This window comes from Streptomyces sp. NPDC041200, from assembly GCF_055591805.1.
In genome coordinates this window covers 55,303-78,920 of record NZ_JBVIZF010000016.1, presented here as the reverse complement: position 1 = coordinate 78,920, position 23,618 = coordinate 55,303, and the positions used below count along the sequence as shown (strand labels likewise).

The window sequence follows — 23,618 nt, the reverse complement described above, 5'->3', positions numbered from 1 at the left end:
CGGGCTCAGGAGTCTTCGGCGAACTGGTTGGTGTCGAAGAGCTGGTTGATGTGTCCGCCGAGGGCGGACCAGTGTTGGCCGGAGAGTTCGGCGGCGGCTCGGGCGTCGCCGGTGGCGCAGACATCGATGAGCTGTTCGTGATGGTCGATGGTGTTACGGCCGCCGAGCAGCGTGGAGAACTTGCGGTAGAGGATGCGGTGGATCTGGGGGTGGACCTGTTCGACGATCCGACTGAGCACGGGGTTGTCCGCAGCCGTGATGGGGACGGCGTGGAAGCGGTCGTCGGCGGCGAGGGCGGCCGTGGTGTCGTTGCCCGCGACGGCGCGTTCGAAGTCCCGGTTGGCTTCACGCATGCGCCGCAGGTCCTGCTCGGTCATGACCGGCACGGCGGTCTCTATGGCGAGCTGGTCGAGGGAGCGCAGGACGGCGAGGGTCTTTTCGACGTCGCGGCGGTTGAGGGTGGTGATGCGGGTGTAGACGCCCGGCTTGGCCTCGACGAGTCCGATGTCCGCGAGCCTGGCGAGCGCCTCGCGGACCGGGGTGCGGCTGAGTCCGAGGCGTTCGGCGAGTTCGCTGTCCTTGACCTTCTCCCCCGGGACCAGTTCGCCGCGGACGATGGAGTCGCGCAGGCGGTGGAACACCTCGTCACTGAGGAGGCGGCGGGAGACAGGGCTGTCGAGTGACATATTGCGTACAATACATTGCCCTCGCGAACGTTCACCCGCCTTCTCCGTCACGCCGCTTCTCCGTCACGCCGCGCGGGCCCGGCGGACGAGGCTCCGGGCCAGGATGGCGGCCGGATCGATGAGGGGGACATCCACGGTGTCGGCGTCGGCGGGAAGCCCGAGGGGGATCTCGGTGCACCCTGCGATGATCGCCTGCGCGCCCCGTTCGGTCAGCCGCCGTGCGGCGCGGGCCAGAGACGCGGTCGCCTCACCGCGGGCGCCTGCTTTCACGGCGCGGATGGCGGCCATGACCTCGCTGTGCTGGTCGGCCTCGTCGGGGAGTACGAGGCGAATGCCGTAGCGGTCGAGCCATTCCTGGTACAGGCCCGCCCGGACGGTGCCGGTGGTGGCCAGCAGCCCCGCGGTGCGGACGGCCGGCTGCAGGGTGGTGAGGTGGCGGGCCACTTCGCCGATCATATGGATGATCGGCAGGCCGACGTGGTCGGCGATGCGGGGTACGAAGGCGTGGGCGGTGTTGCAGGGGATGGCGATGACGGTGGCTCCGGCCTCGCGCAGGACGCGGCTGCCGTTGAGCAGCCAGGGGGTGGGGTCGGGGCCGTTGCCGAGGAGCGCCTCGGTGCGGTCGGGGATGGTGGGGTCGGACCAGATGACCGTCGTGAGGTGGTCCTGGTCGCTGCGGCCCGGAGTCATCGACACCAGCTTGGCGTAGAAGTCGGCGGTGGCCGCCGGTCCCATGCCGCCGAGGATGCCGATGATCTCCGTTGTGCCGACCGGGCTGGTCACCGTGCGTTGTCCTTCTGGAGAGCCTGCGCGAACCGCGGTTCCGGGCTGGTGTCGCTGGTGTCGCCCTCGTACGTGGCCTCGCCGGCGGTGGTCCCGCCCGTGCCGTCCCCCTTGGCTTCCCGGCGCTTCTCGGAGCCGTCCACGACGGCGGCGGCGAGCGCGTTGCCGACGACGTTCACGCCAGTACGGGCCATGTCGACGATGAAGTCCACGCCGAGGAGCAGGGCGATGCCCTCGGCGGGCAGTCCGACGGTGTTGCCCGCGGCGATGAGGACGACGACACCGGCGGAGGCCACGCCCGCCATGCCCTTGGAAAGGAGCACCAGCACGCCGACCATGAGGAGCAGGGCGGGCAGGGAGGTGTCGGCGCCGTAGGCGTTGGCGATGAAGACCAGACCGGCGGCCTGGTAGAGGACCGAGCCGTCGGTGTTGAAGGAGTAGCCGAGGGGCACGACGAACGAGGTCGTCGACCGGCTGAGACCGAAATCCTCCAACTTGCCCATGAGGGGAGCCAGCACGGCTTCGGAGCTGCGGGTGACGAACGCGATCCCGGCCAGATTGGCGATCGACTTCAGGAGCTCGAGGTAGCGGATGCGGTAGATCGCGGCGATGAGGGGGAAGAGCACGCCGATCACGATGGCCAGACCCGCGTAGACGACGGCGATGAAGCCCATGAGGCTGCGCAGGTTGCCGAAGCCGTAGTGGGCGACGTCGTAGGAGATGAAACCGAGGACGCCGAGGGGTGCGACGCGGATGACGTAGCCGACGACCTTGAACATCACCGTGGCGATGGAGTCCAGCACCGAGGCGAACGGCTCGGCCTTCTCCCCGATGGAGGCCATGGCCACGCCCACCAGCAGGGCGAAGACGATCGCGCCGAGCAGGTTGCCCTCGCTGAAGGCGGCGAAGATGTTCTTCGGCACGGCGTGCAGGATCAGCTCGTGGAAGTCGATTCCCTGGTCCAGGCTGTCCAGGTCCTTGGCGTCGGCTGCGCCGACAGGGGCGCCCTTGCCGATCCCGGTGAGCTTGGCCAGACCCACCGCGATCACCAGGATGACGGTGGTGACGATCTCGAAGTAGAGGATGGCCTTTCCGGCGATCCGGCCGACCTTCTTGACCGACTCCATGCGGGCGATGCCCAGCACGATGAGCGGGAAGACCAGGGGCAGGACGACGATCTGCACCAGGTTGAGGAAGAGATCACCGAAGATCTTCATCTGCTCGCCGGCACCCGGCGCGAAAACCCCGATAAGGGCTCCGAGCCCGACGGCGATGATCGACTGCACGCCGATCGGCATCCGCAGACATCGCCGCAGAATCCCCGGCCGGGGGCCGGGAGGTGCGTCTGTGCTGGTGGCCTGGGGAGGTGGTGGGCTCATACCGGCTCCAATATATTGCGCTCTGCGTATTGGGCGGTAAGACTGCGCCCCGGGGCGGCGCCCTGTCAAGGGATCCCGCACCGGCCGCGACAGGGAGCACGATCTGGTGGGAGACGAGGAGCGCCCACCTCACACAGATCGGCGACACTCGCGGGCGAACCGCCCTCGGGCCGGGACCGTTCCCGGCCGTGTCCATTCATGCGCCCGGACACCCATCCACCACTATGGGCGGAAACATCCGTTTCACCTGGAGGCCTTGCATGCGCAGCGACGGTTTTCCTGCCCCGGATTCCGGGCTCCTCCTCACGCACTTTCTGACGGTGGCCGACGTCGCCCGATCTCGCGCCTTCTACACCGACGTTCTCGGCGGTGAGGTGGTACTGGAGGAGAACCCCTGCACCATCAAGCTCGCCAACGGATGGATCATCATGAACCCCGGCGGCGGCCCCACCCCGGACAAGCCGGACGTCACCCTGCGCCCGCCCACCGACCCGAGCACGGTCAGCAGCTTCCTCAACCTCCGCGTCGCCGACATCGAGGCATGTCACCGGGAGTGGAGCGCGAAGGGCGCCGAATTCCTCACGCCACCCATCGATCGCAAGGCCGAGGTGCGGTGCTACTTGCGTGACCCGGACGGCTACCTCATCGAAGTCGGGCAGGCCACCGGCATGATGCGCGGCGTCTACGCCGATCGGCCCACCGGTACGAGCTAGAGCTGTTGGCGGAGGCTGATCGACGTGGGCCGGGTCAGTATCCGATGACCCCTCGGAGGAGCAGCACGGTGCCACGCCCTGGGCGGGGTTCCGCGTTGAGGATGAGCGGGCGGTTGACGGCGCCGGGCATCCCGTACACCGCGCGGGCGGTGAGCGGATCGCCCGCGCCTACGCCAAGATCGCGCGTTTGTCGGGCGACCGCACGAGGTTCGCGCAGTACACGGTCAACGGCCTGCCCGGCTTGGTGGCGCGGCAGGACGGCGGCACCGTGACCGTGTTCGCGTTCGAGATCGCGGGCGCCCGGATCAGGCATATCTGGGGGGTGCGAAACCCCGAGAAGCTTCGACCCTGGTCACGGCGCTGCCGCGGAGCCGCCGAGCGGCTCAGACGGGCAGCCTCGCGTCGACGACGAAGCTGATCTCAATGACCTGGCCGGGGAAGGTCAGTTCGGTGACACCCAGGACCGTGCTGGCCGGGCGGTGGTCGCCGAAGTACGCCAGGTTGCCCTCCGCCGTCGCCGCGGCGTTCTGCCGCAGGTCCACCACGTACAGCGTCTGCGAGACGATCTGGTTCCGGGTGACGCCGTAGTGGTCCAGGACCTTGTCCATGTTGGCGTAGGTCTGCCTGAGCTGGGCGGCGAAGTCGCCCGCGGAGCGGAACTCGCCCGCCGCGTCGAGCGAGAGCTGTCCGGAGACGTGGATCAGCTCGCCGGACTTGATCGCCTGCGAGTAGCCGAATTCGCTTTCGGCCGGGACGTTGTAATGGAAGGCATCGATGGTGGCCACGGTGATCGCCCTTCTGCTGTGCTCTCCTGTAGTTACTCGGGAACTGTAGGAGAGCATCAGCTGACCTGGAAGAACGCACTTTTCGGTGACCGAGGAACCTGCTGGTGACCCAGCAGGTCGGCGCGACCGGACCATGGTCGTCAGGGGCTCGCGCCCGCTACCCGTGGGGGTGGTGGATCGAACGGACCCGCGCGAAGGTCGGATCGTAAGCCTCCGCGATCGCCGCCGCCTCGGCGATGTGCTCGCGGACGTCGGGGCGCCGCATCGCTTCCTTGTACTGCTGCTCACTGGCCCACTGCGCGTAGTTGACGACGCGGTGGCCGTCCAGGCTCACGTGCAGGTTCGCGGAGACGAAGCCGGGCACGGCCCGGAAGACGTCGCTGGTCGCCCGGTCGAGAGCGTCGGCCAGCTCGATCTGCCGCTCCGGGGCGACGGTGAAGACGTTCACCAAGGTGATCACGTCGGAGTCGACGGAGATCGTCGTCGTGGGGTTGCTCATGACCAGTTCCTCCGGTGGCTAGGCCCTTGATGTCAGGACTTTGACATCAAGAACGTAAGCACGGCCCACGCCTATGTCAAACTCCTGACATGGAAGCCCAGACGCCCACCCCGCCACCCCACCCCGCCGACAACGTCACGGAGCACGTCGGATACCGCCTCAAACGCGCCGCCGCGGCCCTGCGCGGCGCCATGGACGCGGCGCTGCGCGCGCACCAGCTGACCGTGCCGCAGTACGCCTGCCTCGAACTCCTGGACCAGCGGCCCGGCCTGTCCAACGCCGAACTCGCCCGCGCCACGTTCGTCACCCGGCAGTCCGTGAACGTCGTCCTGCGCAACCTCCAGGACGCGGGCCTGGTCTCCCGGCCCACCACCACCGACCACGGCCGCGCCCTGCCCACCCACCTCACCCCCGACGGCCGCGCCCGGCTCGACGCGGTCCGGTCCGCCGTGTACGCCATCGAACGACAGATGATCGACACCATCCCCGAAAAGCGCCTGGCCGCCCTCCTCACCGACCTCGACCGCATGGCCGCCGCCCTCGGCGGCTGATCCGCCCATCCCTTTTGGTCCTGCCAACGCTGCCGCGCCCCTGCACCGGGCGCCGGGTCGCGGCAGGTCAGGGCGGGTTGGCCGGTTCTACGCGCGGGCTGCCAGCAGGGCCGCGCGGAGGGCCTTTTTGTCGGTCTTGCCGACGCTGGTCCGGGGGAGGGAGTCGGCGGTCGAGTAGGAAGCCGGTGTGTAGAGGTCTCCCAGAGCGTCGACGATCTCGCGCGTCAGCCGGGCAAGATCTGGGGCGTCGTCAGGGTCCTGGGGCACCAGGACGACGTGCACGGTCTCTTTGTCGTCGTCGCCGGGCAGACCGACAGTGGCGGCGTCCTTGACGGCGGGGTGCGCGATGAGGAAGTCGTCGAGGAGACGAGAGTAGACATTGTCGGCCGTGCCGCCCGTCACGATGACGTCCCGTGCCCGGTCGACCAGGTACAGGTAGCCGTCTTCGTCCTGCCGAGCGATGTCTCCGCTGCGGAACCAGCCCTCCCCGTCGAGCACCTCGGCGGTACGCTCCGGGTCGTTCCAGTAGCCCTCCATGACCGCAGGACTGCGCATATACAGCTCACCGAGTTCGCCCACCGGCACCGGCTTGCCGTCATCGTCGCGCAGCTCTACTTCGACTCCGGACGCTGGGCGTCCGCAACTGGTCAAGGACGCGGGCCGGTTCAGGTCGTGCTCCTGTGGGGTGAGCTCGGCGACGAGCCCGTTCTCGGACGCTCCGTACATCTGGTGCAGTACCGGACCGAAGCGTTCGATCGCTTGCCTCACACGGGCGGGGGAAGCTGCCGCACCGGTGTAGTGGAGAGTCGTCAGCGCGGGAAAACGGCCGGGGAGGCAGTCCGGATGATCAAGCAGCTCGTACAGCATGGGAGACACCAGCATCACCCTGGTCACGCGCTCGCTGTCCATCGCTGACAGGGCCGTGCCCGCGTCGAAAGTCCTCAGCAGCACGATGGTGTAGCCGCTCAGGACGCCCAGCAGGAAGGCGCCGTGACCGCTGGAATGCGTCACCAGCGTGCAGATCAGCCACGCGTCGTCAGCAGACACGTCGTCGGCGTTCTCGCTCGCGACCCGCACATAGCTGTCGTAGTAGCTGCTGCGGTGGACGACCAACTTGGGCAGACCGGTCGTACCGCCGGTGTAGAGAAGCGTCGCGATGTGGCGGCCATCGGCAGCCTCACCGAGCGAGGCGGCGCTGCCGGAGGCCACCGCCAGGAAGTCGGCCGCGATCGAGGACGCGCCGATACTGAAGACATGCGGAATGTCGACCCGGCCAGCGATCCGTGCGGTCCGCTCCTCGAAGACCGGGTCGAACAAGAGCATCTTGACGTCAGCGCGCTGGATCAACGCTTCGAGTTCGCCGTTGCCAGGCTCCGGCGGAACGAAAACCATTCGACAGCCTACGAAATGAACGGCCAGCTGGAGCTGCAGCGCCTCCGGAGAGTTCTCCACGAACAGCGCCACTCCGTCCCCTTCCACCACCCCGCTGCCCCGCAGAGCGGCGGCAAAGCGCAGGACCGCGCTGACGGCCTCGGTGCCGCTGATCCGCCGCTCCCCTGCGACGATCGCGTCTCGATCACCCTTCTCCGCAAGCCGTTCCAAGGCCGCGACGGTGTAGTTCTCGCTGGCAGTGACCGTGTTCATGATCCTTCTTCGTGCTTGAGCGTGCCGCGCGGGGTACGACCCCAGGCGTTGTGTGACTAACCATCACCAACGCTACGGGAGCCCCAAAAAGTCCTCGCTCTTTGGCAATGACGGCAAGGAACCCGGCCGACCCGCCCTCCGCTTCACCCGCGAGGGGTGGCAGGCATTCGTCCACGGCGTCGAGAACGGAACCTTCGACGCTCAGGGCAACGGGGCCTACCCCCAGGTGAGCGGGTCGAGGTGGAGGTAGAACCGCTCCCGGTCGCGGTCCAGGACGGTGCCGTAACGGGTGGCGAACAGGGTCTCCGCCGCGGTCGCCTGCCGCTCGTCGGGCCAGGTTTCGCGGGCGGTGGCCAGGAGGAGGGCGATGTCGGCGTAGGGGTCGGCTCGGCCCAGGCGGCCCAGGTCGATGAAGCCCGTCACGGTCAGGGTCACCGGGTCGAGGACGATGTTGGGCAGGCACAAGTCCCCGTGGCAGACGACCGTTTCGGCGGCTTCCTGGGCGAGACGGGCTTCGAGCTGCGGGGCGAGGCGGGCGAGCAGCGCGTCGGGCGGGGTGTGCTGCTGGTCGACGGGGAGGAAGTCCGGGTTGACCGCGCCCCGCGCCACGGCCTCGCACGCGGTGGCGTACATCTGGCGGAGGTCGCGGCTGAAGGGGCAGTCCTGGGGCGGCAGATCGTGCAGTCGCCGCACGGCGTCGGCGATCGGCTCCCACGCCGCGCAGAGCGTGGCGGCCGGGACCCGGTCCGCCGGGACGCCCGGCACGGCGCTGGTCACCAGGCAGCCGCCCGCCGCGGTGACGCGCCAGTCGAGCGCCCGGGCGCCGGGCACGCCCCGCGCGTGCAGCCACTCGACCCGGTCCCGCTCCGCCTCCAGCGAGGCCACCTGGTGCCCGGGTACGCACTTCGCGTACCGCGCGCCGTCATCGGAGCGAAAGACCGCGGCCCCGGACTCACCGGCGGTGACGGGCTCCCACCCGCCGCCATCACCGCCCGTGGACAGCAAGGTTCGCAGCGCCTCGGAACTGATCACGGCCCCAGCCTACGAGCGAGGCCGGGGCCGCTCACGGAGTTGGCGTGGTGCGCGCTCGCCGGTAGGCCGAGGGCGGCATGCCGATGGTCCGCCGGAACGCGGTGCTGAACGAGTTCGGCGAGGCGTAGCCGAGTCGCGCGGCGAGCGCGCTGATCGTCGTGCGCCAGGGCCGAAGAGGTCCACCCGCAACACCCTCGCGGCCGTGTCCAGGCCGGCGCCCGTCACCGCCTCGGTCCGGCCGGGTCCCGCGCTCCGACCAGGACGTCGATACCGCGCCGAGCGAGCTGCCTGGCGACCTCTGGGCCCAGTCCGTGCGCCGCACCGGTCACCGGGGCGACCGTCCCGTCGCCGAAGGCCGGCGCGCCGCTTGGGGTGTCCGCATGCTGATGTTCCGTCATGGCCTCAGAGTGATGCCGGAACCCCGGAATCACCATCGCTTCGCGTCCGGACTTCCTTCGCCTCCGTACAGTGGCGCCGGAGCGCCGGAAGAGGAGTAGGCCATGACGACGCCAGTGACCGTGGACTTCTGGTTCGACCCCGCCTGCCCCTACAGCTGGCTCACCTCGCGGTGGGTGGTGGAGGCGGCCAGGGTCCGGCCCCTGGACGTGCGGTGGCGCGTCATGAGCTTGGCGGTGCTCAACGAGGGGCGCGATGACGATCCTGAGGGTGATCCCGAGGGCTACCTGTGGATGCCCGTACGCATCTGCGCCGCCGTACTGCGGCAGTACGGTCAGGAAGCGCTGGGCGCGTTCTACGCCGGTCTCTGGGCCGATCGCGGCGGCGGCGCCCGGCAGTGGATCAATGATCCCCGGGTGGCGCTGGCCCACGCCGGGCTGCCTCCGGAGCTTGCCGAGGCCGGGTCCCGTAGCGACCTGGACGACGCGGTGCGCGCCTCGCACGCCGAGGGCGTCGCTCTCCTCGGGCCTCATGTCGGCACGCCGACCGTCGCCGTCCCAGCCCCGGGGATCGCCTTCTTCGGACCGGTGATGTCCCAGGTCCCCCGCGGCGAGGACGCCGGTCGGCTCTGGGACGCCACCTTGCTGGTCGCGGGCGCCCCTGGTTTCCACGAACTCAAGGGCGCACCGGCCGCCCCGTCCCCCGACGTGAGCGGCTGGGCCGTGCGGCCGTGAGGCGGCCGCCGTCCACCGCGTGGTCACCCCGCCCGCGTGATCCACTCGGTGCCGCCCAGCGGGTAGTCGTAGCCGGGGCGGCCGGTGTTGGCGCTGGTGCGGAAGGGGGTGCCGTTGTTGTCGATGTGCACGGTGCCGTGGCGGGTGCCGCTGGACCATTTCAGGGCGAGGTCCCAGCGGACGTCGTGCGCCGTGGTGCGGGCGGTGACGTAGAAGACCTCCGGGTCGGACTCGCTGACCTTGTACGGGAAGTCGCGCTGGCCGTTCTTGACGGTGACGGTGGGGCTGCCGTTGTCGAGGTCGACGTCGAACGACTTGGTGCCGACGCCGCCACCGCAGCCGACGCCCATCGAGTAGTCGTTCCAGGCCAGCGGGGCGCCCTTCGCGACGACGCGTATGTGCAGCGCCTCCAGGACGACGGTGTCCTTCCCGGTGCCCTGCACGGTGAGCGCGACGCGCTGCTGGCCCGAGGAGACCGCGTCGTTCGCGGCCGCCCAGCGGGGGGCGTCCTGCTCAGGGACGGGCGGGCCGACCTGTTCGGGCTCGGCGTTGACGAGGAAGGTCTGGCTGCACGGGCTCTCGTAGGTGTACGGGCGGATGGCGACGTTGAGCGGTACGCCGCCGGTGCGCTCGGCGGCGCCCCCGCCCCCACCGGAGCGGGCGTCCCCGTCGCCGGGGGCGGCGGGCTTCGACGCCGGGGCGGTGGGTTCGCCGGGCTTCCCGCTCCGGGACGGGGCTGAGGAGGAGGGTGAGGAGGCCGACGCGGACGGGCGCTTTTCGTTCGCCCGGTCGGTGGTTTCGGGTGCGGTGGTCGGGACGCTGACATCACCGGCCCTCCGGTCTTCGCCGTCGTCCCCGGAGAACGGCGGATTCACGGCCAGTACGAGGGCTCCCAGCACGGCGGCCGTCGCGACGGAGGCGATGAGCGCGGCGCGGCGCCGACCGAGCCGCACGGGGGCGGGCGGGGCGGTGTCGCCGACGACCGGGTCATCGCTCACCGGTTCGCTTCCGCCGGGTTCGGCGCGTGCGGCGGGCTCATCGCCTGCGGCGGGTTCGGCAGGTTCGGCGCGTTCGGCGGATGCATCGCCTGCGGCGGGTTCGGCGCGTTCGCCGTCCCCGGACGACGGCTCGGGCGGGCTGTCGTCCGGGGCGGCGGCGGGCGCCGGTTCATCGGGCCCCGCGCTCTTACGCCTCCGCGCGGCGTCCGCCAGAATCCACCGCCGGTGCAGCTCGACCAGTTCCTCGGGCGTTGCCCGGCACACCCGGGCGATCCGTTCGGCCGGTGCGTAATCGGGCGGTACCGCGCTGCCGTTGCAGTAACGATGCAGCGTGGACGTGCTCATGTGTAACCGCTTGGCGAGCGCCCCGTAGCTCAGACCCGAGCGTTCCTTGAGCCCCCGCAGCAGCTCCGCGAACGCCTCGGCGTCCGTCCCCGTGGCCCCTGTTGCCCCTGACACCCGTTCCCTCCCCATCCCTGTGCGGCCCGGCGCGTCCCATTCCCGCGTCCCAAGCCCCTGACGTTCCCCCTGGTCACAGCCCGTTTTCGCGTTCCACTGTCCCCAACTGCCCGGATTTCGTTGCGGCTGGGACGGATCACCCCACAAGCTCCGGTCATCCAAGCACCACACGCACCGCACCGCCGAAAGGGCTCACCCACATGTCGAGCATCCGCACCTCCCGCACGCGTCTCCTGACGGCCGCCGCGACCGTCGCGGTCGCCGCGCTGTCCCTGACCGCGTACAGCAACACGGCGACCGCCCACGCCGAGGGCGCGCGGGCCGCGGGGGCGGCGAAGGCCAAGGCAGCCGTCACCTGCCAGGGCTCCAACACCAAGACGACCGCGGCTCCCCTGGCCCGCCCCATCAATCACATGCTGCTCACGGTCACCAACACCGGTAGCTCGCCCTGCTACCTCTATGGCTACCCGGCCGTCCAGTTCGGCGAGGCCCAGTCGGTGCCGCCGGTCATCGAGGACTCGAAGCCGCAGGCCGTCGTCACGCTCGCGCCGAAGGAGTCCGGCTACGCCTCCGTGAACCTGGCGGCCGCCGACGGCAGCGGCTCGAACGGCTCCACCGAGAAGTCCCTCACCGTCTACTTCCAGGACCGCGCCGGTGAGAGCCTCTCCTCGGCCGCCCACCCGTCGCTGCCCGCCAAGGGCGTCTACGTCGACGACTCCATCGAGGTCACGTACTGGCAGCAGGAGCTGGACGACGCCATCATGTGGTGACACCCATGATCACGACGCGGGGCAGCCGGACCGTGCCGGCTGCCCCGCGTCGCTCGTCCGAGAGCGCGAGCACGCGTTACGGCGTCAGCGTGTCTCCGGGCGTCGGGGTCGCGCGCTGGACCCAGGTGCCGCAGGACGTGATCACCGGCCCGGTGCGGTCGCAGGTGATGCTGTGCACGGTCCCTGACGTGGTGATGACGTCGATGAAGATGTCACTGCCGGTGCCGCCGCCGGGGCCGACGTCGATGGACGCGGCGCAGGCACCGACGGGTACCGCTCCGCTCTCGTCGGAGAGGTCGTCCCAGTCGATGTCCCCGAGGGGACCGGACTCGTCTCCGACATAGGGGATGCCGAAACTGACGGCCGCGTAGAAGGCCCCGCCGCCGGCCGCTTCCTGACGGACGGTGTCGATGTCGAAGCACCCGTTGGCCCCCGGCCGCGGGGGCTTCGGCTTACCGTGTCCGCCGAGGTCGGTGACCGGGTCGGGGTCGGGGTCGTCCAAGGCGGTGGGCAGGTCCGTGGACATGACGGTCGAGGCCGGGAGCGAGTCCGCGTCGAGGCCTTGCGCCTCGGCGGGCAGAGCACCCAGTACGCCTACCAGCGAGACGGCGGCCAGTGAGGTGAGGCCGCCGAGCGTCAGCCGTGTGGGCCGCCATGAACATCGCACCCGCGGCGATACGGCCCTGCTTTGAGGACGCATGCAGTACTCCTTTGGACGTGAACCGGGTCGATCGCCCGGAAAGCGTTATGTGTCTTGAACTCCTTTCCACCATGATCCATACTCTTATGTGATGAACCATCCGATTAGCCTAATATGACTTTTACGGGGCCTGAGTTCTCCCGCGATAGGCCGCCCGGACGCGGCGGCCGCCGTCCACCACGAGGTCCGTGCCGGTGATCCAGGACGCCTCGTCGGAGACCAGCCAGCGGACGGCGCGGGCCACGTCCTCCGGTTCGCCGATGCGGGCCAGGGGGAGGGCGGCGGCGATGGACGGTTCGTCGGGCTCCCAGACGAAGCGGGCCATCTCGGTGCGGATCAGCCCCGGGGAGACCGCGTTGACGCGGACGCCCGGAGCGAGTTCGGCGGCGAGCTGGCGGGTGAGGCGCAGGAGGGCGGTCTTGCTGGCGCCGTAGGCACCGACGCCCGGCCCCACGCCGTGGGTGCCCTCGGTGCAGATGTTGACGACCGCGCCGCCGTGGTCGCGCATCCAGGCGCGCCAGGCGGCCTGGGTCAGCCGCAGCGGGGCCTCCACGTTGACCGTGAAGGCCCGGCGCCAGGCGAGCGGGTCGGCGTCGATCAGCGGGCCGAGCGGGGCGTTGGTGGCGGCGTTGTTGACGAGGATGTCGAGGCGGCCGAAGGCGGCGACCGTACCCGCCACGGCCGCCTCGACGTGTGACGCGTCCGCCACGTCGCCCTGGCAGGCGATCGCGTGCGGGCCCAGGGCGCGGACGGCCTCGGTGAGGCCGTCGGCGTCCCGCGCCGTCAGGCACACCGCCACCCCGTCCGCCGCCAGCGCCGCCGCCACGGCCAGGCCGATGCCGCGCGAGGCGCCCGTGACCAGGGCGGCGCGCCGCACCGCCTCAGCCACGCGTCGAGACGCTGTGGGTGTCGCGGCCGGAGCGCAGCACCTTGCCCGGGATCGCGCCGGTGATCTCGTCGTCGCGGATCGTCTCGACGCCGCCGACCCGGACGCTCACCACGCCCGCAGCCCGGGAGTCCAGGCGGGGGCTGTCGCCGGGGAGGTCGTGGACGAGCTTCGCCTGCCCCGCGTCGATCCGTTCGGGGTCGAAGAGGACGAGGTCGGCGTGGTAGCCCTCGGTGACACGGCCCCGGTCGCGCAGGCCGAACAGCCGGGCCGGGTCGTCGGTGAGCATCCGGACGGCCCGCTCCAGGGGGACCAGCTTCCGGCCGCGCAGACAGTCGCCGATGAAGCGCGTGGTGTACGGGGCTCCGCACATGCGGTCCAGATGGGCGCCCGCGTCGGAGCCGCCCAGCATGACGTCCTCGTGTTCCCAGGTCCGCCGCCGGAGCTCCCAGCTGGCCGGGTCGTTGTCGGTCGGCATCGGCCACAGGACCGTACGCATCTCGTCCGCCGCGCAGATCTCCACCAGGGTGTGGAAGGCGTCCTGGCCGCGCTCGGCGGCGATGTCGCGGACGACGCGGCCGGTGAGTCCGGCGTTGGCCTCGCTGTACGTATCGCCGATGACGTACCGCTCGAAGTCGGCGAGGCGGCGGAAGACCCCGGCCTCGGGGCTGGTCGCACGGCGCAGCATCTCCGAACGCACGGCGCCGTCGCGGAGCTTCGCGATGCGCCGCGGGATCGGCAGACCCAGGATGTCGCCCCAGCCGGGGATGAGGTTCAGCGCGCAGAACGTGCCGAGCGACATGTTCATGGGCGTCAGGATCGGCATGGTGAGGGCGACGATGCGGGCCCCCGCCTTACGGGCCCGTTCGCTGGCCTCCAGCTGGCGCGGGACGCGCTCCGGCACGGCGGCGTCGATGGTCAGGACGTTCCAGTTGAGGGGGCGCCCGGCGGCGGCGCTCATCTCCACCAGCAGGTCGATCTCCTCGTCCGCGAACCGGTCGAGGCAGCCCGCCACGATGGCCTCGATCTGGGTGCCCTCGTGCTCGCCGACGGCCCGGGAGAGGGCGAGGAGTTCGTCGGGCCCCGCGTGCCGGGAGGCGACCGGCCGGCCGTCCCCGTCGGCGTGGGTGGAGGACTGGGTGGTGGACAGCCCCCACGCGCCCGCGTCCATCGCCTCGTGCAGGAGCCGCACCATCCGCTCCAGCTGGGCGGGGGTGGGGCGGCCGCCGATCGCGTCCGGTCCCATGACATGGCGGCGCAGCGCGCAGTGCCCCACCATGAAGCCCGCGTTGACGGCGATGCGCCCCTCCAGGGCGTCGAGGTATTCGCCGAAGCTGTGCCAGTTCCAGGGCGCGCCCTCCTCCAGGGCGACGAGCGACATGCCCTCGACGCGGCTCATCATGCGGCGCGTGTAGTCGGCGTCGGCGGGGCGGTCGGGGTTGAGCGGGGCGAGGGTGAAGCCGCAGTTGCCGCCCGCGATGGTGGTGACGCCGTGGTTCATGGAGGGGGTGGCGTACGGGTCCCAGAAGAGCTGCGCGTCGTAGTGGGTGTGCGGGTCGACGAAGCCGGGGGCGAGGACGAGACCGGTGGCGTCCTCGCTGGTGCGGGCCTGTTCGCCCACCGTGCCCGGCTCGGCGATGGCCGCGATCCGTCCGTCCCGCAGGCCGACGTCGGCGGTGTACGAGGGGGCGCCCGTGCCGTCCACGACGGTCGCGCCCTTGATGAGGTGGTCGAGCACGGGTGGGGTCCCTTCTCGCTGCTGCGTTCACGCCTGGCGGAAGCGGGTCGTGCGGTGCACCGGATCGGTGTCGATCTTCGGGATGACGTGCTCGCCGATGAGCTTGATGGTGTTCAGGGTGTCCTCGTAGCCGATGCCGATCGGCAGCCCGAAGGAGAGCTGGTCGGCCCCGGCCTGTTCCCACCGCTTGCACTGCCGGAAGACCTCGTCCGGGTCGCCGCAGATCATCAGCTCCTCGGCGATGAGCAGTTCGATGATCTCCTCGGTGTAGTCGGGGAGGAGTTCGGGCCACTCCGGGATGCCCTCCGGGCGGGGGAAGGTGTCGTGGTAGCGGAAGAGGAGCGACTGCAGGTAGTTGAGACCGCCGCCGAGCGCGATCTCGACCGCCTTGGCGTGGGTCTCGGCGCAGATCGCGGTCGAGGTCACCATGACGTTGTCGTTGACGAAGCCACCGACCGGCTCCGCGTCCTTGACGGCGTTCTTGTAGGAGTCGAGGACCCACTCCATGTCGGAGACCTTCTGGACGGAGAAGCCGAGGACGCCGAGGCCCTTGGCGCCCGCCATCGCGTACGAGGACGGGGACCCGGCCGCGTACCACATGGCCGGGTGGCCGGTGCCGTACGGCTTGGGCAGCACCTTGCGGGGCGGGAGCGACCAGTGCTTACCCTGGAAGCCCGGGTACTCGTCCCGCAGCCACATCTTGGCGAACTCGCCGATGGTCTCTTCCCAGATCTCCTTGGTGTGGTTCATGTCGGTGACGCCCGGGATGAACCCCAGGATCTCGTGGCTGCCCGCCCCGCGCCCCGACCCGAACTCGAACCGGCCGCCGGAGAGGTGGTCGAGCATGGCGACCTTCTCGGCGACCTTGACGGGGTGGTTGACCTGCGGGAGGGGGTTGAAGATGCCGGAGCCGAGGTGGATGCGCTCGGTGGCGTGGGCGAGGTAGCCGAGGAAGACGTCGTTCGCGGAGAGGTGGGAGTACTCCTCCAGGAAGTGGTGCTCGGAGGCCCACGCGTATTTGAAGCCGGACCGGTCGGCCTGGATGACGTACTCGGTCTCCTCGATGAGGGCGTGGTGCTCGGCCTCGGGGTCGGTGCGGCGTCGGCGCTCCGGCACGTATCCCTGTACGAACAGTCCGAATTCCAAGGGGGTCACCGCCTCCAGTCACAAGCAATCTGACGTACCGTCAGATTTGATTCCGAACCATGGCACCGGGAGGGTGGACCGTCAAGGCCCAGGCTTCAGAAGACCGAGACGCCGCTCAGCCAGCCGCCGTCGGCGACGAGCGGCTGGCCGGTGATGTACGACGAGTCGTCCGAGGTGAGGAAGAGCGCCAGCCGGGCGACCTCCTCGGGGCGGCCGATACGGCCCAGCGGGATCAGCTTGCGGTAGAGACCGTTCACCGCGTCCGACGCCTCGGAGAGGTCGGCCCCGGGGTCGAGCCGAGCGGGGTTGCTCATGGGCGTGTCGATCGCGCCGGGGCACACCGCGTTGACCCGGATCCCCTGGCCCGCCAGCTCCATCGCGGCCACCCGGGTCATCCCGACGATGGCCGCCTTGGTGGCGGCGTACGAGGTCAGCAGGGCCATGCCGGAGAGGGCGACGTACGAGGCGGTGTTGACGATCGTGCCGCCGCCCGCCGCCGCCAGCTCGGGCGCGACGGCGCGCATGCCGAGGAACGCGCCGACCTGGTTGACCTGGACGACCGCCAGGTACTCCTCCAGCGGTGTGCTGGTCAGCTCGTTGAAGCGGAGGATGCCCGCGTTGTTGACCAGCCCGTCCACCCTGCCGAAGGTCTCTTTCGAGAACGCCACGGCGGCCGCCCAGTCGTCCTCGCGGCTCACGTCCAGATGGACGTAAGCGGCGGACTCCTCCCCCAGCTCCTTGGCGACGGCCCCGCCCTGGTCGTCGAGGACGTCCGCGAGCACCACCTTCGCGCCCTCGGCGGCGAACAGCCGCGCCTCCTGCTCGCCCTGCCCGCGCGCCGCGCCCGTGACGATCACGACACGTCCGTCCAGCTTGCCCATGGCGATCTCCTCAAGGATTGAGATGGGGAGCGACACCGGCCGCGAAGGCCGCCATCTGGTCGGTCAGTTCGGCGCGGTCACGGCTGCGGAACCGCACCTGGATCTGGTCCACACCCATGGCCTCGTACGCGCGCAGGGACTCGGCCAGTCGCTCCGGCTTCCCGGTGAGCGTGCGCCGCCCCACGCGCCAGGACGGGTCGCCCACGTACAGCGGCTCGGCGATGGCGCCGATCTCGGCGGGCTCCTCGACGCCCGCCGCCTCGCGCAGCGCGCGCAGCCGGGCGATCTGGGCGGGGAGCCGGTCGCGCGGATCGCCCTGCGGCAGCCAGCCGTCGCCGCGTACCGCGGCCCGGCGCAGCGCGGCGGGCGACGAGCCGCCCACCCACAGCGGGGGGCGCGGCGTCTGGGCGGGGCGCGGAGCCTGACCGAGGTCCCGGTACGCGAAGTGCTCACCGTGGAAGTCGGCGAACTCCTGTGGCCCCAGCGCGGCCTTCAGCGCGTCGACCGTCTCGTCGAGCAGCGGCCCGCGCGCGTCGAAGTCGACGCCGAGCGCGTCGAACTCCTCCCGTACGTGCCCGGCGCCGACCCCGAGGATCAGCCGCCCGCCGGAGAGGTGGTCGAGCGTCGCGTACTGCTTGGCGGTGAGCAGGGGGTGCCGGAGCGCGGCGACGGCGACATGACTGAGCAGCCGCACCCGCTCGGTGGCGGCGGCCAGATAGCCGAGGGTGGCGACCGGGTCGTACCAGACGGTGCCCATGGCGCCGGCCAGCCGCCGCGGGATCGCGACGTGGTCGCAGACGGCGACATAGGCGAAGCCGGACCGGTCGGCGGCGCGGGCGATGGCCACGAGGTCGGCCGGACCGGCGGCCGCCTCCCACGGCTCGGCGTAGAGGGTGCTCTGTGACTGGATCGGCAGCTGCATGCCGTAGCTCAACCGGCCCCGGGGCAGGACGCGCATGCCGGGCCTCCTTGTCGGTGGACCGCGGTGGACCACCGCGGCTCACGGGTGGACCGCGGTGGACGGCCATCGTCATACCTGACGGTCCATCAGACAAGGCCCGGTGTTAGCGTACGAGTGACGCGAACCCCGGGCATCCCCCAAGGCCCCCGAGGGCCGCGCTCGTCCTTCCCCCGCACGAGGGCAAAAATGATCGAGACGGTGTTCCGGTGCGACGACATCCCCCAGTCGGACCGGTTCGACTACTGGCGCGAGCAGATGACGAACCTGATCGCGCCGATGGAGATGAGCAGTGACCACACCGGTGACTTCCAGGGAGAGGCACGCGTCCTCGAACTGGGCGCCGCCCATGTGTGGCCCACGAAGTTCCACCCGATGCGCTTCCGGCGGACGCCGAAGCTCATCCGGCAGTCGGATCCCGAGCTGTACCACTTCTCGTTCCTCCAGCGGGGGAGCCTCCAGGTCTCCCAGGCCCGCCAGGAGACCGCGTACGGCCAGGGCGGCCTGTACATCGTCGACACCTCACGGCCCTACGAGTGCGTGGCGTACGGCGACTCCCCGATCGGTGTGGGCCTGGAGATACCGAAGGCGCTGATCCCCCTCCCCTCCGACCGGATCGACCCGCTGCTCGCCCACCCCATCCCCGGGCACGAGGGGATCGGCGCCCTGCTGGCCGGGTTCCTCACCCGGCTGGCCTCGGGCAACGGCGCGTACCGCCCCACCGACGGCCCGCGCCTGGGGACCGTGCTGATCGACCTCGCGGCCAGCCTGCTCGCCCACGTCGTCGAGGCCGAGGGCGCCCTGCCGCCCGAGACCCACCGGCAGACCCTGACCCTGCGGGTGCAGAACTTCATCCAGCGGAATCTGCACGACCCGGAGCTGACCCCGGCCGCCGTCGCCGCCGCGCACCACATCTCCGTCAGCTATCTGCACCGGATCTTCCGGTCCCAGGACACCACCGTCTCCCGGTGGATCCGGCAGCAGCGCCTGGAGCGCGCCCTGCGGGACCTCGACGACCCCGGGCTGTCCACCGCCCCGCTCCACGAGATCGCCGCCCGCCAGGGCTTCGCCCACGCCGCCGTCTTCAGCCGCGCCTTCCGCGCCGCGTACGGCATGCCGCCGAGCGACTACCGGCAGCTGGCGCTCAGGTCCCGTGTGCCGGACGCACCCCCGTAACGTCCGGCACACGGGACAGCGCCCGCGGACCAGCCCTGGCCCGCGCCCCGCTGAACGGGGGCAACGCCGCGACCTCCAGCGTGCCGGAGCGCCGCGCGGGTGTCATTGACCGACAGTGACCACTTCCTTGGTCCTGAGTGAACCGCCGTCCTGATGAACCGCCGCCCTGAGCGAACCGCCGCCCTGAGCGAACCGCCCGGCCGGTCGGGGCCCGGGGCTCAGGCCCCCGGTCCGGGCCAGAGCCCCTCGGCGGTGAGCCCCAGCAGCTCGATCGCGTTGCCCCGGACGATCCGCTCCACCACGTCCGGCGCCAGGTGCCCCATCTGCGCCTCGCCGACCTCGCGGGACTTCGGCCAGGTCGAGTCGGAGTGCGGGTAGTCCGTCTCGTACAGGACGTTGCCCACCCCGATCGCGTCGAGGTTCCGCAGCCCGAACGCGTCGTCGAAGAAGCAGCCGTAGACGTGCTCGGCGAACAGCTCGGACGGCGGGCGCAGCACCTTGTCGGCGACGCCGCCCCAGCCGCGGTTCTCCTCCCAGACCACGTCGGCGCGCTCCAGGATGTACGGGATCCAGCCGATCTGGCCCTCCGCGTACATGATCTTGAGGCGGGGGAAGCGCTCGAACGTGCCGCTCATCAGCCAGTCGACCATCGAGAAGCAGCAGTTGGCGAAGGTGATGGTGGAACCGACGGCCGGGGGCGCGTCGGCGGAGGTGGAGGGCATCCTCGACGACGAGCCGATGTGCATGGCGATGACCGTGCCGGTCTCGTCGCACGCCGCGAAGAAGGGGTCCCAGGCGTCGGTGTGGATGGAGGGGAGCCCGAGGTTCGGCGGGATCTCCGAGAAGCAGACGGCGCGCACCCCGCGCGCGGCGTTGCGCCGCACCTCGGCGGCGGCCAGCTCCGCGTCCCACAGCGGGATGATGATCAGCGGTATGAGGCGGCCGCGCGCCTCGGGGCCGCACCACTCCTCCACCATCCAGTCGTTGTACGCGCGCACCCCGAGCAGCCCCAGCTCGTGGTCGGACGCCTCGGTGAAGGTCTGCCCGCAGAAGCGGGGGAAGGTCGGGAAGCAGAGCGCGGACTGGACGTGGTTGACGTCCATGTCGGCCAGCCGGTCGGGCACCGCGTAGGAGCCGGGCCGCATCTGCTCGTACGTGATGGCCTCGAGCCGGACCTCGTCGCGGGCGTAGCCGACGGCGGTGTCGAGCCGGGTCAGCGGGCGGTGCAGATCCTCGTACACCCACCAGTCGGCGATCGGCCCGTCGTCGCCGGGGGCGCCCATCTTCGGGGCGAACTTGCCGCCGATGAAGGTCATCTCCTTCAGCGGCGCCCGGACGATGCGCGGACCGATGTCGTGGTACTTCGACGGGAGGCGGTCCCGCCAGACGTGAGGGGGCTCAACCGTGTGGTCGTCCACCGAGATGATCTTCGGGAAGCTCTCCATGCCGTTCACGGTAGCGCCGATCTGACGGAGTGTCAGTTACTGGGATGGCAGTTGTCGTACGGCGGGTTCGTCGCGGCTTCCCCGCGGATTCGCCGCGCGTCCTCCCGCGCCCCCGCAATCACCGTGGGACCGCATACACCGCGCCACGCACCATGGGCACTTCGGACAACTATGGCGGGGTTGTGGAGGACGCGGGGGCCCTACTGACGCGGAAGGCGTTGACAAGGCAAACTGACCCGTGCGACGGGGAAGGGACAGGCGAGGGGGAGACCATGGACGGCGAAAGGGAGCGAGTGCCGGGACAGCACTTGTACTTCACCGTGCTGGGCCCCGTCCGGGCCTGGCGGGGGGACGAGCAGATCAGCACCGGTTCGCCGCAGCAGCGCGCGCTGCTCGCCGCGCTGCTGCTGCGCGGCGGGCGCACCGCGACCGCGCCCGAGCTGGTCGACGGCCTGTGGGGCACCGAGCCGCCGGAGGCGGCGATCGCCGCGCTGCGCACGTACGCCTCGCGGCTGCGCAAGGCGTTCGGGCCGGACTCCGAGATCCTGGTGAGCGAATCGGGCGGCTACGCGATCCGGATCGGCCTGGGCGCCCTGGACACCGACGTGGCCGAGCAGCTGACGGCCGAGGCGGAGAAGGCGCAGCACTCCGGGGACCGCACCCGGGCGCGCGAGCTGTTCAACAAGGTGCTCGACCTGTGGGACGGCGAACCGCTGGCCGGAGTGCCGGGCCCGTACGCGGAGACCCAGCGCACCCGCCTCGACGAGTGGCACCGCTCCCTGATCGAGACCCGGCTCGACCTGGACCTGGAGCTGGGCCACCACTCCGAGGCGGTCTCCGAACTGACCGCGCTGACCGCCTCGTACCCGCTGCGCGAGCGGCTGCGGGAACTGCTGATGCTGGCGCTGTACCGCAGCGGGCGGCAGGCGGAGGCGCTGGCCGTCTACGCCGACACCCGGCGGCTGCTCGCCGACGAGCTGGGCGTGGACCCGCGTCCCGAGCTGTCCGCGCTGCACCAGCGGATCCTGGAGGCCGACGCGGAGCTGGCGGTCGCCGCGCACGCCGCCGACGAGCCGAGCGGCGGCGGCGCGAGCTTCGTGCGCCCCGCCCAGCTGCCCGCGACGGTCTCGGACTTCACCGGGCGGGCCCCCTTCATCAAGGAGCTGAGCGACCAGCTCGCCACCGCCGAAGGGCGTGTCATGGCCGTGTCAGCGGTCGCGGGCATCGGCGGCGTCGGCAAGACCACCCTGGCCGTGCACGTCGCGCACGCCGCGCGCCACCAGTTCCCGGACGGCCAGCTCTACGTCGACCTGCAGGGATCCGGCCCGCTGGTCGCCGACCCCGGCGCGGTACTGGGCTCCTTCCTGCGCGCCCTGGGCACCGCCGACAACGCCATCCCGGACGGCGTCGAGGAGCGCGCCGCGCTCTTCCGCTCCCTCCTGGACGGCCGCCGCGTACTGACGCTGCTGGACAACGCCCGCGACGCCGCCCAGGTGCGCCCCCTGCTGCCCGGCACCCCGGGCTGCGCGGCGCTGATCACCAGCCGCCACCGGATGGTCGACCTGGAGAGCGCCCACCTGGTCGACCTCGATGTGATGAGCCCCGAAGAGGCGCTCGTCCTGTTCACCCGCATCGTCGGCGAGGAGCGGGTCGGCTCCGAGCGCGACGCCGCCATGGACGTCGTCGCGGCCTGCGGCTTCCTGCCGCTGGCCATCCGTATCGCCGCCTCCCGGCTGGCCTCCCGCCGCACCTGGACCGTCTCCGCCCTGGCGGGCAAGCTCGGCGACGAGCGGCGGCGGCTGGACGAGCTGCGCGCGGGTGACCTCGCGGTCAAGGCCACGTTCGAACTCGGCTACGGCCAGCTCGAACCGCAGCAGGCCCGCGCCTTCCGGCTGCTGGGCCTGGCCGACGGCCCGGACATCTCGCTCGCCGCGGCGGCGGCCGTGCTGGAGATGGACGTCGACGACGCGGAGGACCTGCTGGAGAGCCTGGTCGACACCAGCCTCCTGGAGTCCGCCTCCCCCGGCCGCTACCGCTTCCACGACCTCGTCCGGCTCTTCGCGCGCGCCTGTGCGGAGCGGGACGAGATGCCGCCCGCCGAGCGCGACGCGGCGCTGTCCCGGCTGCTGGACTTCTACCTGGCCTCCGCCGCCCGCGTCTTCGCCCTGGCCCGCCCCGGGGACCGGCTGGTCGACCACCTGGAGCCGACGCGGTACCCGGGGCTGGACTTCCAGAGCCGGGAGGCGGCGGTCGACTGGCTGCTCGCCGAGGCGAACTGCGTGCTCTCCTGCATCCAGCAGTCCGCCGTCGGCGACACCCTCCGGCGTGCGGCCGACCTACTGCTGGCCACCAAGGACCTGGGGGAGTCAGGCGCCAACTCGCGCCAGTACGAAGCGGCGGCCAAAGAGGTGCGTGACGCCGCCCAGCAGGCGGGGGACCTGCATTCCGAGGGCCGGGCGCGCATGACCCTGACGCACCTGCACTGGATGGCCAGCAGGTACGAGATGGCCGACGAAGAGGCGCGGCAGGCCATGGTCCTCGCGCTCGCGGCCGAAGACCCGGTGCCCGGCTGCGAGGCGCCCAACGAGCGGGGCATCATCGCGCTCTACCAGAAGCGGTACGAGGACGCCGAGAGGTTCTTCCGTCAGGCGCTCGACGCCTTCCGAACCGATGAGAACCGCCCCGGCATCGCCAGCGCCCTGTGCAACATCTCCCGGGCACACGCGGCCATGGGCCAGTACGAGAGTGCCATCGCTCTCGCGACGCAGGGCATCGAGATCCTCAACAGCCTGGGGCTCGCACTGCGTGTGGCGAACGGCCGTTTCGCGCTGGGGCTCGCCCTTCTCCAAGCCGGACGGCATGCCGAGGCGCTGGAGCAGCTGACCAGCGCCCTCGAATTGTTCCGCGAGAACCGGCAGCGACTGTGGGAAGGCTCCACCCACGCCAGGCTGGCCGAGGTCCACCTCGCCGCACACCGTCCCGCCGAGGCGGCCACACACGCCGAGCGGGCACTCGCTCTCCGTCTCGTGGGTGGAGAGTCCCGCCGCGGCAACGTGCTGACCGTACTGGGCAAGTCTCTGGACAGGCTCGGTCAGACGGACCGAGCCCGGGCCTGCTGGCGCGAGGCGCTGGTCATCTACGAGCGGCTGAACTCCGCCGAGGCGGACGAGGTTCGCAACCTCCTGGCCCCCGCGGAAGCGGCGTAGCAGAGCCAGTACTGACCGTTCATCAATCGTTTATCGCCGGACGGCACTCTCTA

Annotated in this window: 24 protein-coding genes; 6 read left to right on the top strand and 18 right to left on the bottom strand. The window is 71.0% G+C overall.

Features of this window, described 5'->3' with window-relative positions; translation table 11 throughout:
* Positions 1 to 5: 5 nt before the first annotated feature.
* The 3 genes from ACZ6CL_RS28835 to ACZ6CL_RS28825 form a co-directional block, all read right to left on the bottom strand.
* A complete protein-coding gene (locus tag ACZ6CL_RS28835) occupies positions 6 to 686 on the bottom strand; it encodes a GntR family transcriptional regulator (RefSeq protein WP_468940626.1) in 681 nt (226 codons plus the stop codon).
* Between the two features lie 63 nt (positions 687 to 749).
* Entirely contained in the window at positions 750 to 1,469 is a 720-nt protein-coding gene (gene cuyB / locus ACZ6CL_RS28830; RefSeq protein WP_468940623.1) for a cysteate racemase, read from the bottom strand.
* On the bottom strand, positions 1,466 to 2,767 hold the full coding sequence (locus tag ACZ6CL_RS28825; RefSeq protein WP_468940621.1) for a dicarboxylate/amino acid:cation symporter: 1,302 nt from the start codon (positions 2,765 to 2,767) through the stop codon (positions 1,466 to 1,468). The genes cuyB and ACZ6CL_RS28825 overlap by 4 nt, the downstream gene beginning before the upstream one ends.
* Before the next feature lie 341 nt (positions 2,768 to 3,108).
* On the opposite strand from ACZ6CL_RS28825, the gene ACZ6CL_RS28820 reads away from it, so the two are divergent.
* Complete coding sequence (locus ACZ6CL_RS28820) at positions 3,109 to 3,561, top strand: VOC family protein (protein WP_468940619.1); 453 nt, start codon at positions 3,109 to 3,111, stop codon at positions 3,559 to 3,561.
* Positions 3,562 to 3,595: 34 nt separating this feature from the next.
* Here the strand turns inward: ACZ6CL_RS28820 and ACZ6CL_RS28815 are convergent, their stop codons facing one another.
* From ACZ6CL_RS28815 to ACZ6CL_RS28805, 3 genes are all read right to left on the bottom strand, one after another.
* The gene (locus ACZ6CL_RS28815) at positions 3,596 to 3,874 is read right to left on the bottom strand and encodes a hypothetical protein (protein ID WP_468940616.1); all 279 of its coding nucleotides are present in this window, start codon (positions 3,872 to 3,874) and stop codon (positions 3,596 to 3,598) included.
* A 70-nt stretch (positions 3,875 to 3,944) separates the two neighbouring features.
* Positions 3,945 to 4,346, bottom strand: coding sequence for a RidA family protein (locus ACZ6CL_RS28810; RefSeq protein ID WP_468940614.1), 402 nt, complete (start codon positions 4,344 to 4,346; stop codon positions 3,945 to 3,947).
* Between the two features lie 157 nt (positions 4,347 to 4,503).
* Complete coding sequence (locus ACZ6CL_RS28805) at positions 4,504 to 4,845, bottom strand: antibiotic biosynthesis monooxygenase family protein (protein ID WP_468940611.1); 342 nt, start codon at positions 4,843 to 4,845, stop codon at positions 4,504 to 4,506.
* Positions 4,846 to 4,934: 89 nt separating this feature from the next.
* On the opposite strand from ACZ6CL_RS28805, the gene ACZ6CL_RS28800 reads away from it, so the two are divergent.
* A complete protein-coding gene (locus ACZ6CL_RS28800; protein WP_468940609.1) occupies positions 4,935 to 5,396 on the top strand; it encodes a MarR family winged helix-turn-helix transcriptional regulator in 462 nt (153 codons plus the stop codon).
* Between the two features lie 87 nt (positions 5,397 to 5,483).
* Here ACZ6CL_RS28800 and ACZ6CL_RS28795 read toward each other — a convergent pair whose 3' ends face one another.
* From ACZ6CL_RS28795 to ACZ6CL_RS28780, 4 genes are all read right to left on the bottom strand, one after another.
* On the bottom strand, positions 5,484 to 7,040 hold the full coding sequence (locus ACZ6CL_RS28795) for an AMP-binding protein (protein ID WP_468940607.1): 1,557 nt from the start codon (positions 7,038 to 7,040) through the stop codon (positions 5,484 to 5,486).
* A gap of 216 nt (positions 7,041 to 7,256) precedes the next feature.
* Positions 7,257 to 8,072, bottom strand: a complete 816-nt coding sequence (locus tag ACZ6CL_RS28790) for an APH(3'') family aminoglycoside O-phosphotransferase (RefSeq protein WP_468940605.1) — start codon at positions 8,070 to 8,072, stop codon at positions 7,257 to 7,259.
* 31 nt (positions 8,073 to 8,103) lie between these two features.
* Entirely contained in the window at positions 8,104 to 8,226 is a 123-nt protein-coding gene (locus tag ACZ6CL_RS28785) for a helix-turn-helix domain-containing protein (RefSeq protein WP_468940736.1), read from the bottom strand.
* 67 nt (positions 8,227 to 8,293) lie between these two features.
* Entirely contained in the window at positions 8,294 to 8,470 is a 177-nt protein-coding gene (locus tag ACZ6CL_RS28780; protein WP_468940742.1) for a hypothetical protein, read from the bottom strand.
* Positions 8,471 to 8,572: 102 nt separating this feature from the next.
* On the opposite strand from ACZ6CL_RS28780, the gene ACZ6CL_RS28775 reads away from it, so the two are divergent.
* On the top strand, positions 8,573 to 9,202 hold the full coding sequence (locus ACZ6CL_RS28775; RefSeq protein WP_468940603.1) for a mycothiol-dependent nitroreductase Rv2466c family protein: 630 nt from the start codon (positions 8,573 to 8,575) through the stop codon (positions 9,200 to 9,202).
* 23 nt (positions 9,203 to 9,225) lie between these two features.
* On the opposite strand, the gene ACZ6CL_RS28770 is transcribed toward ACZ6CL_RS28775, so the two are convergent.
* A complete protein-coding gene (locus ACZ6CL_RS28770) occupies positions 9,226 to 10,674 on the bottom strand; it encodes a helix-turn-helix domain-containing protein (RefSeq protein WP_468940601.1) in 1,449 nt (482 codons plus the stop codon).
* 185 nt (positions 10,675 to 10,859) lie between these two features.
* Here ACZ6CL_RS28770 and ACZ6CL_RS28765 point away from each other — a divergent pair, with 185 nt between their 5' ends.
* A complete protein-coding gene (locus ACZ6CL_RS28765) occupies positions 10,860 to 11,429 on the top strand; it encodes a DUF4232 domain-containing protein (protein WP_468940598.1) in 570 nt (189 codons plus the stop codon).
* A 76-nt stretch (positions 11,430 to 11,505) separates the two neighbouring features.
* Here the strand turns inward: ACZ6CL_RS28765 and ACZ6CL_RS28760 are convergent, their stop codons facing one another.
* The 6 genes from ACZ6CL_RS28760 to ACZ6CL_RS28735 form a co-directional block, all read right to left on the bottom strand.
* On the bottom strand, positions 11,506 to 12,129 hold the full coding sequence (locus ACZ6CL_RS28760) for a hypothetical protein (RefSeq protein ID WP_468940596.1): 624 nt from the start codon (positions 12,127 to 12,129) through the stop codon (positions 11,506 to 11,508).
* 121 nt (positions 12,130 to 12,250) lie between these two features.
* The gene (locus tag ACZ6CL_RS28755) at positions 12,251 to 13,018 is read right to left on the bottom strand and encodes an SDR family oxidoreductase (RefSeq protein ID WP_468940593.1); all 768 of its coding nucleotides are present in this window, start codon (positions 13,016 to 13,018) and stop codon (positions 12,251 to 12,253) included.
* Entirely contained in the window at positions 13,011 to 14,753 is a 1,743-nt protein-coding gene (locus tag ACZ6CL_RS28750) for an N-acyl-D-amino-acid deacylase family protein (protein WP_468940591.1), read from the bottom strand. The genes ACZ6CL_RS28755 and ACZ6CL_RS28750 overlap by 8 nt, the downstream gene beginning before the upstream one ends.
* Positions 14,754 to 14,780: 27 nt before the next feature.
* Complete coding sequence (locus tag ACZ6CL_RS28745; RefSeq protein ID WP_468940588.1) at positions 14,781 to 15,899, bottom strand: LLM class flavin-dependent oxidoreductase; 1,119 nt, start codon at positions 15,897 to 15,899, stop codon at positions 14,781 to 14,783.
* Between the two features lie 95 nt (positions 15,900 to 15,994).
* On the bottom strand, positions 15,995 to 16,780 hold the full coding sequence (locus ACZ6CL_RS28740; RefSeq protein ID WP_468940586.1) for an SDR family NAD(P)-dependent oxidoreductase: 786 nt from the start codon (positions 16,778 to 16,780) through the stop codon (positions 15,995 to 15,997).
* 10 nt (positions 16,781 to 16,790) lie between these two features.
* On the bottom strand, positions 16,791 to 17,738 hold the full coding sequence (locus ACZ6CL_RS28735; protein WP_468940585.1) for an LLM class F420-dependent oxidoreductase: 948 nt from the start codon (positions 17,736 to 17,738) through the stop codon (positions 16,791 to 16,793).
* Between the two features lie 189 nt (positions 17,739 to 17,927).
* On the opposite strand from ACZ6CL_RS28735, the gene ACZ6CL_RS28730 reads away from it, so the two are divergent.
* On the top strand, positions 17,928 to 18,914 hold the full coding sequence (locus tag ACZ6CL_RS28730; RefSeq protein WP_468940583.1) for an AraC family transcriptional regulator: 987 nt from the start codon (positions 17,928 to 17,930) through the stop codon (positions 18,912 to 18,914).
* Between the two features lie 218 nt (positions 18,915 to 19,132).
* Here ACZ6CL_RS28730 and ACZ6CL_RS28725 read toward each other — a convergent pair whose 3' ends face one another.
* Positions 19,133 to 20,359 (bottom strand): amidohydrolase family protein, encoded by a 1,227-nt coding sequence (locus ACZ6CL_RS28725; protein ID WP_468940582.1) that lies wholly within the window; start codon positions 20,357 to 20,359, stop codon positions 19,133 to 19,135.
* 272 nt (positions 20,360 to 20,631) lie between these two features.
* On the opposite strand from ACZ6CL_RS28725, the gene afsR reads away from it, so the two are divergent.
* Positions 20,632 to 23,565 (top strand): SARP-family global regulator AfsR, encoded by a 2,934-nt coding sequence (afsR, locus tag ACZ6CL_RS28720; RefSeq protein ID WP_468940579.1) that lies wholly within the window; start codon positions 20,632 to 20,634, stop codon positions 23,563 to 23,565.
* The last annotated feature ends 53 nt before the right edge of the window (positions 23,566 to 23,618 follow it).